Here is a 9,309-nt window from a genome sequence, read left to right as displayed (position 1 = left end):
CCCCCCCCCCCCGCCTTTTTTCCCCCCCCCCCGCCCCCCCCCCCCCCTCGGCGCCGGGCGGGGGGGCGGGGTGTGGTTTAAACCACCCCCCCCCCCCGCCCCCCCCACCCCCGCCCCCGGGGCGAACCCCACCCCAGACCCCACGGGCCACCTCACGGCGGCGTCCACCACCCCCGCCACACCGCCCCGTACAACCCCCGGCACACCCACGGGCACAGCCCCGAGCACACCCACGGGCACAGCCCCAGCCACCACCGCGACGTCCACCGCGACCACCCCCACCCCCGCCGCAGTCGCGGCCGAGGCTGCGCCGCAGCCCGTCGACCCGTCCGGCGCCCGCCCCTTCGTGCCTGGTCAGCCGCGTGGTGAGGGGGAGTTCATCGGGGTCAGGCCGCCCACCTACGAGGCCCAGCCGACCGCGCTGCCGCAGTCCGACGCCGCCGATCTGGACGGGCTGGTGCCCGACACCGCGCTGGACGGCGCCCGGTACGGGCCGCTGACCCTGCGCGCCGCCTCCTCGCGCGGCGACTCCGCCAGGTACCGCGGCGAGCCGCGCCGGGATGCGCTACTCACCGCCCGCTTCGGCACCGGTGACGACGCGCTGCTGCTGGTGGCCGTCGCCAGCGGGGCGCGGGCGGCACCCGACGCGCACCGTGCGGCCCACTACCTGTGCACCGCGATCGCGGGGGCGATCGGGCGCAGCGCCGCCCGGCTGGCCGACGACATCCGCGGCGGACGCCGGGCCGCCCTCAAGTCGGGGCTGCAACGGCTCACCGACCGGGCGTACGGGCGACTGCGCGCGCAGGCCGCCGAGCGGGGGCTCGACCCGGCCGAGCACACCGCCGCGCTGCGCTGCCTGCTGCTGCCGGTCGCGCCCGGCTGCCGGACCCGGGTGTTCTTCGGGGTCGGCGACGGCGGCCTGTTCCGGCTGCGCGACGGCGCCTGGCAGGACCTGGAGCCCGCCGTCCAGGACGCCGGCGGGGGGCCGCTCGACGAACCGACCGCGACCCTCGCCCGGCGCCGCCCCGGCGCAGGCCCGGCGACCACCGTGCCCACCCCGGGCCCGCTGGCCGACCCGCGGGTGGCAGCCGCCGCGCCGGCCGTCGACGCGTACGGCGCCGAACCCGCGTCCCCCACCGGGCCCGCGGCCGGCCCCGTACCGCAGGCGGGCGCACCGCAGGCGGGCGCGGGCCACGGTCCGGGGTCGGCGGCGGGCGCCGGCACCCGCGCGGCCGGTGCCGCGGACGCATCGTCCACCGGGCCCGATGCCCGGGCCGCGGAACCGTTCAGGTTCCTGGCCGCCGTCGCCCGGCCGGGCGATGCGCTGCTGTTGTGCAGCCCGGGCCTGGCCGAACCGTTCAGCGGCGTCCCCGCGTTCGCCGACGCGCTGCGTCAGCGGTGGTCGCAGGGGGAACCGCCGGGCCTCGCCGCCTTCCTCACCGACGTGCGGCTGCGCGTCAAGGGGTACGCGGACGACCGTACGGCGGTCGCCGTCTGGGAGGCGTAACCACGCCGTTCGTGGGTTGATGGGAGGAACCGGGGGCACCCGGCCGCCGCACGGGTGGCCGGCCCCGGCAGCCCGGGACCCAGCGGAAGGGGCGAGCGCGCGATGGCGAAGCAGACCGTGGCCGAGCAGGTGGTGGACACCCTCGTACGGGCCGGAGTGCAGCGGATGTACGGCGTGGTGGGCGACAGCCTCAACCCGATCACCGCCGCGATCCGCCGCCGCCCGGACATCGACTGGGTGCAGGTGCGGCACGAGGAGACGGCCGCCTTCGCCGCCGGCGCCGAGGCCCAGCTCACCGGCTCCCTCGCGGCCTGCGCGGGCTCCTGCGGGCCGGGCAACGTACACCTGGTCAACGGCCTGTACGACGCACACCGCTCGATGGCCCCGGTGCTCGCCATCGCCGCGCAGATCCCCAGCAGCGAGATCGGCACCGGCTACTTCCAGGAGACCCACCCCGACCAGTTCTTCCGCGAGTGCAGCCACTACAGCGAGCTGATCTCCAACGCCCGACAGATGCCCCGGGTGCTCCAGACTGCGGTGCAGCACGCCATCGGACGCGGCGGCGTCAGCGTGATCGCGCTCCCCGGCGACGTGGCCGCCCAACAGGCCCCCGAACGGGCCGTCGAGCACGCCCTGATGACCTCACGGCCCTCGGTGCGCCCCGGTGACGCCGAGATCGCTGAGCTGGCCAGGCTGGTGGACGGGGCGGAGCGAGTCACCCTTTTCTGCGGCAGCGGTACTTCGGGCGCCCACGACGAGGTGATGGAGTTCGCCGAGCGGGTCAAGGCCCCGGTGGGGCACGCACTGCGCGGCAAGGAGTGGATCCAGTACGAGAACCCCTTCGACGTCGGAATGAGTGGCCTGCTCGGCTACGGCGCCGCCTACGAGGCCACCCACGAGTGCGACCTGCTGATCCTGCTGGGCACCGACTTCCCGTACAACGCCTTCCTGCCGGACGACGTGAAGATCGTGCAGGTCGACGTGCGGCCCGAGCACCTGGGGCGGCGCTCCACGCTGGCGCTCGCCGTCTGGGGCGACGTGCGCGAGACGCTGCGCTGCCTGACGCCGATGGTGCGGGTCAAGAAGAACCGCAAGTTCCTCGACCGGATGTTGCGCAAGCACGCCTCGGCACTGGAAGGGGTCGTCAAGGCGTACACCCGCAAAGTAGACAAGCACATCCCCATCCATCCGGAATTCGTCGCATCGGTACTGGACGAAGAGGCGTCCGACGATGCGGTCTTCACCGTTGACACCGGGATGTGCAACGTCTGGGCGGCCCGCTATCTGACGCCCAACGGCCGGCGCCGGGTGATCGGTTCCTTCACCCACGGCTCGATGGCCAACGCGCTGCCGCAGGCGATCGGCGCCCAGTTCCTGGACCGGGGGCGGCAGATCGTCTCCATGTCGGGCGACGGCGGGTTCTCGATGCTGATGGGCGACCTGCTCACGCTGGTGCAGTACGAACTGCCCGTGAAGATCGTGCTGTTCAACAACTCCTCGCTGAACATGGTCGAGCTGGAAATGCTGGTCGCGGGCCTCCCGGCCTACGGCACGAGCAATCACAACCCCGACTTCGCGGAGATCGCCCGGGCCGCGGGCGCCTACGGGGTGCGGGTCGAGAAGCCCAAGCAGCTCCGCGGCGCGCTGCGGGACGCCTTCGCCCACCGCGGCCCGGCCCTCGTCGACGTCGTCACCGACCCGCACGCCCTGTCGATCCCGCCCAAGATCCGCGCGGAGATGGTGACCGGGTTCGCCCTCTCGGCCAGCAAGATCGTGCTGGACGGCGGGGTGGGGAAGATGGTGCAAATGGCCCGTTCAAACCTGCGCAACCTTCCCCGTATCTGAACATCCGACCGGGCGTGCGCCCCCCTTGAACGGGCATGCATGTTCGGGAGCGCGCGTTCGATTCACCCACGTACGTCTCACCACGTACGTCGGAACTCGGGGATCAAGAGCAGACGTCGGGGCGGGGAGGTATGGAACGTCAGGCTGCGCGGCTGGGCGAAGCGGACTTCCGACGGACGGCCGGGACGGCCACCGTCGGGCGGGACGCCTCGGGGGAGACCGCACGGATCACCAGGCAGACCGGGAACGTCGCGGGGGAGGCCGGAAGGAGTGCCGGAGCGGTAGAAAGCAGTACGGCCGGGGAGCCGGGCGACTGGCGCGGACCGGCCGCACCGGCGTTGACCTGGCGACTCGACCGGGGAGAGCTCGCCGCGATCGCGGATGTCCGGCGGGGGCTGCGGGAGTTGTTGCGCGGGTGCGGCGCCGACCCGGAGCGCAGCGACGTCGCCGAGGTGCTGATCAGCGAGTTGGTCACCAACGCCCTGGTGCACACCGACGGCGGCGCCGTCGTCCGGGCCCGGCTGCTGACCGGTGCGCCCACCGCGCGGGGCGGCCGACTGCGGTTCGAAGTGCGGGACTTCACCCGGCGCGCCCCGCAGCCGCGCAAGGAGGCGACGCACGCCGGCACCTCGGGCCGGGGACTGCTCCTGGTCGATGCAATGGCGGACGCCTGGGGCGTACGCGAACACGGCGTGGGCAAGGCGGTCTGGTGCGAACTGAGCACGACCGGGACCGAGGACTGACCACCGTCGGGCCGCTTGGCCCGTACGACACCATCCGCGTTCCGCGGGCATGACCCCGCACACGACCGCAGGGTCCGTACGGAAGATTCCGTACGGACCCGGCGGGTGCTGGGTGGCCTGACTCAGCCGAACTGACGCTCAATCTCCGCCAGCTTCTCCTCCAGGGAGTCGAGCCGCGGAATCGTCAGGGTGTCGTCCTCGGCGGTCAGGTCAACGGTACGCGGGCGGCCTGGGGCCGCCGCGTCACCCTCCTTCTCCGTCTTGCTGACCGACTGCAACGCGGGCCGGGAGAGGACGGGAAGACCGCTACCTGGCCGTTCGAGGCCGGGGGACTCCGGTATGGCACTCTCCGAACTCAACTGTCCAGCCCCGGCCGGCAACGCGCCCGAGGCGTCCACCTGCCGGCCGCCGCGCCGGCCCCACATCCGGTGCTGCCGGTTGTAGGCCCGGATGCGGGCCCGGTCCAGCTTGTCCTGGTCGCGGCGGCGCTGCCGCTCCTGCTCCTTCTGCCGGCGGTCATCGCGCACCTCCTCGACGGCCTCGTCCAGCGTCCGCACGCCCTCCAGCAGCATCAGCGACCAGGCGGCGAACGTCTCGCGGGGCGCCCGCAGCCAGCGCACGATGCGGATCTGCGGCAGCGGGCGCGGCACCAGACCCTGCTCGCGCAGGGCGGCCCGGCGGGTCTGCTTCAGAGCCCGGTCGAAGAGGACGGCGGCCGACAGCGACATGCCGGCGAAGAAGTGCGGGGCGCCGGCGTGGCCCATGCCGCGCGGCGCGTGCACCCAGTTGAACCAGGCGGCGGCGCCGGCGAAGGTCCATACGAGCAGGCGCGAGCCGAGCGCCGCGTCACCGTGGCTCGCCTCGCGCACGGCGAGCACCGAGCAGAACATGGCCGCGCCGTCGAGCCCGAACGGGACCAGGTACTCCCAGCCGCCGTCCAGGTTGAGGTTCTGCCGCCCGAATCCCACCAGACCGTGGAAGGAGAGCGCGGCGGCGACGGCCGCACAGCAGAACAGCAGCAGGTACGAGGCGCTGCCGTAGACGGCTTCCTTGCGTCGCCGGCGCTCCTCGCTGCGCTCCCAGGAGTCGACCGGCGCGGCGTCCTTGGCGGCTACCTTCTGGCCGCGTGTCTTCAACGTCACCGCTACCGCGACTCCGACAACGGCTACGGCGACCGGCAGCGCCCAATCAAGCGATGTGTCGGTCAGTTTCATCCGATGCCCCTTGCCTCGCTTCCGTGACGTTGTGGCCGCAGTACGACCTATCGCGGGTCATCTTGACGGAACCGGGCCATGTCCCAGGGCGTTTCCGGGCAAGAGGACGCCAACGGAGACCTGGGGCATCCGGATAGGTGCGATGCGGGCCGAACGCGGGCGCGAAGGCACCGCGTCGCGTTCGAGTGGCGAAACCCGATGGGGTGAATCTACCGCAAGTGATTGGTGTGATTGACCAGTTGGAGGGCGCTGAGCGGCGACGAATCTCGGCCTCGGCGATGCATCGGCGTGCCGGGGGGCGTGCGTCGTCGACTGACGGCGTGCCCGGCCCGCGGTCCGTCCCGCGTGCGGGCTTCCGGCCCACCCGCGCCGGTGGTTGACGGGTGGTCAGTTCGCCGTCATGCGCCGCAGTCGCTCCGCGTCATCGGTGCGCGGGCACGTCACGCAGGTCTCCGCGGGACGCAGCGTATAGAAGAGACAGCAACTCGCCCGGTCCCGGGTGCGCAACGGCTCCCCGGCCGGCCCGGTCAGCGTGCGGAAGCCGGCGCCGCCGACGTACGGGGCGGTGCCGCCCGGCAGCAGCGCCCGCACCGCGGCGAGCGTCTCCTGCTCCGCGCCGGTGAGCTGCCCGATGTGCCACAGGCCCTCGACGACCTCGTCGGTCGCCATGCCCCACAGGCCGCGCCCGCCCCGACGCAGCCGCGACCGGAAGCCGTCGAGCACGGGCCCGAGGTGCTCGGCCGCCGCGGACCGCACCGCGGCGCGCAGCGCCTCCTCGTCCGGCACCACCCGGGCGCCGGGCGCGGCGGCCAGCGGATCGCCCGGCAGACAGGCGAACTCGGTGATGCGGACCGTCATCCGCCCCGACGTCCGGTGGAAGGAGACCCGCTCCACCGGCACCCGCGGCACCCGGCGCTGGAACAGCCAGGGGACCGTGATCAGCAGGGCGGCCGGCCAGGCGTAGCGGTGCAGCCCGAAGCTGGCGACCACGTCGGGTCGGCCGGGTTGCCCGTAGTCGCGCTGGATCTGCGCCGCGTCCCAGGTGAGGAAGGTGTCGACGGGGGGCCCGCCGGCGGCGAGTTCGGCGGCCGTGACCCAGCCGCCGCCCGAGCGCGGGTCCTGGTCGAGCACGGTCAGGGCGGGGTAGACGTCGGTGAGGCGGTCGTACGCCGCGAAGAGCGGGGCGGGCGAGGGGAGGGCCGGCACGGACACGGTCATCGGGACCACCGATCGCACGAGTCTCATCAGGTAAGGCTTACCTTACGCGAATGGATCGGTGTGGGAATTACCGCGCTATCCACCTATGGTGCAGGAAGCCTGGAAAGTCCAGGCCAAGGCTGAGCGGGACGCGGCAGGAGGACCCGAGTGGAGCAGCGCGCCCCACGGACGACGGCGAGCGGCCGGTCCGCAACGCCCGTCGCGCCACCCCCGCCGGCGGTACTGCACCGCTTCTCCGTGCGTGACCAGGTGCTGGACGCCCTGCGCACCGCCCTGCTCGCCGGCGAGCTGACGCCGGGGCAGATCTACTCCGCGCCCTCGCTCGCCGAGCGCTTCGGGGTCTCGGCGACGCCGGTGCGCGAGGCGATGCAGCGGCTCGCGGCCGAGGGTGCGGTGGAGATCGTGCCCAACCGCGGCTTCCGCGTCGCGCAGCACTCCCCGCAGCAGAGCGCCGAACTGGCCGAGGTGCGGGCGCTCCTCGAAGTCCCGGCGATGCTGCGGCTGGCCCGTACGGTGCCCGCGCGGCGCTGGGCCGCGCTCCAACCGCTCGCCGACGCCGCGGCGCTCGCCGCCCACGACGGCGACGCGGCCGGTTACGCGGACGCCGACCGGGCCTTCCACGGGGCGGTGCTCGGCCTCGGCGACAACGGTCAACTCGTGGTGATCGCCGAGGAGTTGCACCGCCGCGCCCAGTGGTCGCCGCTCTCCGTACGCGAACCGGCCGACCTCGTCGCGGACGCCGCCGAACACACGGCCCTGCTGAGCGCGCTCGCCGTGAGCGACACGGCCACGGCGGAAAGCCTGATCCGTGCTCATTTTGCGTGGGGGTGACGGGCGGACTTCTTGGCTTTCGGGCCGGCTCGGCTGGGTGCCCGTCCCGCCCCTGGGTGCCTGTCGCGCTTGTGCCCCGCCCCGTGGCGGCTCGTATCCCGCGCGTTGGCCCGTACTGCTGCGGCGGCCCCCACTCGCGCGTCCGCCCGTACCGGAAGGGGTACGGGCGGACGCGGGACCGTCGGGGTCAGGTGGCCGGGGCGCTGGCGTCCGGTGGGGGTGGGGCTGCTGCGTCCTGGGCTGCTTGGAGGCGGCGCGCGAGCCAGGTCGGGACGCCGCCGAGCAGTCGTACGAGCCGGGTGGCCTCGGCGCGCAGTCGGGCCGCCTCGGGTTCGGGCTCGACGCTGGCCAGGGCGACCAGGGCCGGGGCGATGCCGATCAGATAGCCCAACTCCTCCCGGATGCGCAGGGATTCGAGGAAGCCGTGGCGGGCCTCCGCGCGGTCGCCGTTCTCCTCGGCCATGGCGGCCAGGTGCCGCCAGGTGAAGGAGCACAGCAGCGTGGCGCCGCGGGCCAGCGCCGCGGCGTGCGCCCGTTGGAACGCGGCCTGGGCGCTGGTCGCGTTGCGCGACAGGTGCTGGGCCAGCAGGCCGCGCCGGAAGTCGAGCAGCGGGCGGGACCGCGAGTCGGGGGCGAGCAGCGCCGCCGACCGGCCGAGGGCGGAGCGGGCCTCGTCCGCCCGGTCGCGGTTGCCGAAGAGCGTGGCCGCATAGGCGAGATGGCCGCGCTCGCAGGCCGCGGCCCCGCGCTCGTCGTCGGTGTGCGCGATGGCCTCGGCCGCGCGCAGCGCGTCCTCGGCGGCCTCCCAGCCACCGGTGGTGAACATGCACTGTTCCGTGAGTACGGAACTGCGCAGTCGGGCCGCGGCCGGGTCGGTCGTGGCGAGCGGGCTGAGCAGTTCCGCGGCGTCGTGCCAGCAGCCGCGGGAACGCAGCCGCCACACCGCCGTGTGCAAGGGGTCGTCAGGGAAACCGGCATGGAACCCACCCCCTGGTCCTATTACGGATTCCGACGATCCAGAACGTGACATGGCGGTGTCCGCCACATTGCCCTCCCCAAGCGCGCCATCGAGCCGGAAGTCGTGCGCGCATCTCAACACGGAATCCAGGGCCCGGCCAAGAGGTAGGTGTGAATTGATTCACAAACTTGGATCGCGGCTGACCAGGTACGGGCGCCTCACCAGTGGTAATGGGCCAGTCCCGATGTCGGTCGCTCGATGCGGCCTGCGCGGCCGGCGCGGACGACCCCGCAGCGGCGTGCCACCGCCGCCGTTCGGATGGCGAGACGGCCGGCCGGGACGGGGGTGCGCCGGGCGCGCCCCCCGCCGGGCCCGCCGAAGTCGCCGCGCCGTGAACGCGGTGTCAACCGCCGCACGCCACAGGCGATTTCGGCCGCGCCGCCACCTCGGTCGCAGCGGTGCGGAGAGCGTCGCCGGCGCCGCGTACCCATGCCGTACGAGGCGTTGCCGGCGCACGGTCGACGGGCGGCGATGGGGGGCGCGGGCGGTGCGCCAGGGGCGCCGGCGGGCGCCGGGCGCCCGCCGGGGCGCGGCCCCGATGGCGCGCATGACCTGGGTGAACGTTGGGCGTACGGCGAAGCGGTGGCGGCCGGGGCCCGCGCCCCTGGGTATCGCTTGTTCACCTCGGCGCCGCCCGCGCGACGGCCCCGCGGCCGGGGCCGCTGTCAGGGTGCCGGCGAACCGTATGTTGCGGTTCGCCCAAGACAACGCCGCTGACGCCCTGGCCGAAAAGAGGCCGGCGAATCGCTTCGCCACCGTGCGCGAGCGGCCGAGAGTCGCTGAGGAGTGGACGACGTGTTCAAGGTGTCTAGCCGATCCCGGGCGCTGCGCCCCGCCGCGCTGGCAACGGTGCTCGTCGCGGCGTTCGTGGCGCCCGGCGCCACCGCCCACGGCCCCCCCCGCCCCCCCCCCCCCCCCCCCCCCCCCACCCCC

General features: G+C 74.1%; 6 protein-coding genes and 1 pseudogene. 4 read left to right on the top strand and 3 right to left on the bottom strand.

Translation table 11 applies throughout. The features are described from left to right. The 3 genes from AAHZ94_RS21605 to AAHZ94_RS21595 all read left to right on the top strand — a co-directional run. On the top strand, window positions 1–1,507 hold a 1,507-nt coding region (locus tag AAHZ94_RS21605; protein WP_349994628.1), incomplete at its 5' end, for a protein phosphatase 2C domain-containing protein. A 102-nt stretch (window positions 1,508–1,609) separates the two neighbouring features. Further along, window positions 1,610–3,352 carry a pyruvate dehydrogenase gene (locus tag AAHZ94_RS21600; RefSeq protein WP_349994627.1) on the top strand — a complete coding sequence of 581 codons (1,743 nt, stop codon included), beginning with the start codon at window positions 1,610–1,612 and terminating at the stop codon, window positions 3,350–3,352. Between the two features lie 131 nt (window positions 3,353–3,483). Beyond that, a complete protein-coding gene (locus AAHZ94_RS21595) occupies window positions 3,484–4,095 on the top strand; it encodes an ATP-binding protein (protein WP_349994626.1) in 612 nt (203 codons plus the stop codon). Window positions 4,096–4,217: 122 nt separating this feature from the next. Here the strand turns inward: AAHZ94_RS21595 and AAHZ94_RS21590 are convergent, their stop codons facing one another. Together AAHZ94_RS21590 and AAHZ94_RS21585 are read right to left on the bottom strand one after the other, a co-directional pair. Next, complete coding sequence (locus AAHZ94_RS21590) at window positions 4,218–5,309, bottom strand: DUF2637 domain-containing protein (protein ID WP_349994625.1); 1,092 nt, start codon at window positions 5,307–5,309, stop codon at window positions 4,218–4,220. A 387-nt stretch (window positions 5,310–5,696) separates the two neighbouring features. Beyond that, window positions 5,697–6,527, bottom strand: coding sequence for a (2Fe-2S)-binding protein (locus tag AAHZ94_RS21585; RefSeq protein ID WP_349994629.1), 831 nt, complete (start codon window positions 6,525–6,527; stop codon window positions 5,697–5,699). A 129-nt stretch (window positions 6,528–6,656) separates the two neighbouring features. On the opposite strand from AAHZ94_RS21585, the pseudogene AAHZ94_RS21580 reads away from it, so the two are divergent. Next, window positions 6,657–7,358 (top strand): annotated as a pseudogene (locus tag AAHZ94_RS21580) (GntR family transcriptional regulator); the annotation flags it as partial. A 187-nt stretch (window positions 7,359–7,545) separates the two neighbouring features. Here the strand turns inward: AAHZ94_RS21580 and AAHZ94_RS21575 are convergent. After that, complete coding sequence (locus AAHZ94_RS21575; protein WP_349994624.1) at window positions 7,546–8,388, bottom strand: hypothetical protein; 843 nt, start codon at window positions 8,386–8,388, stop codon at window positions 7,546–7,548. Window positions 8,389–9,309: the final 921 nt, after the last annotated feature.

This window comes from Streptomyces sp. HSW2009 (assembly GCF_040240285.1).
Taxonomy (GTDB): domain Bacteria; phylum Actinomycetota; class Actinomycetes; order Streptomycetales; family Streptomycetaceae; genus Streptomyces.
The sequence above is the reverse complement of the archived record's forward strand: the minus strand, read 5'-3'. Positions and strand labels throughout refer to the sequence as shown.

Coding starts and splice junctions, on each gene's coding strand:
- AAHZ94_RS21575 (WP_349994624.1), bottom strand. CDS start 8,388: ATGTCACGTTCTGGATCGTCGGAATCCGTAATAGGACCAGGGGGTGGG.
- AAHZ94_RS21600 (WP_349994627.1), top strand. CDS start 1,610: ATGGCGAAGCAGACCGTGGCCGAGCAGGTGGTGGACACCCTCGTACGG.
- AAHZ94_RS21595 (WP_349994626.1), top strand. CDS start 3,484: ATGGAACGTCAGGCTGCGCGGCTGGGCGAAGCGGACTTCCGACGGACG.
- AAHZ94_RS21590 (WP_349994625.1), bottom strand. CDS start 5,309: ATGAAACTGACCGACACATCGCTTGATTGGGCGCTGCCGGTCGCCGTA.
- AAHZ94_RS21585 (WP_349994629.1), bottom strand. CDS start 6,527: ATGACCGTGTCCGTGCCGGCCCTCCCCTCGCCCGCCCCGCTCTTCGCG.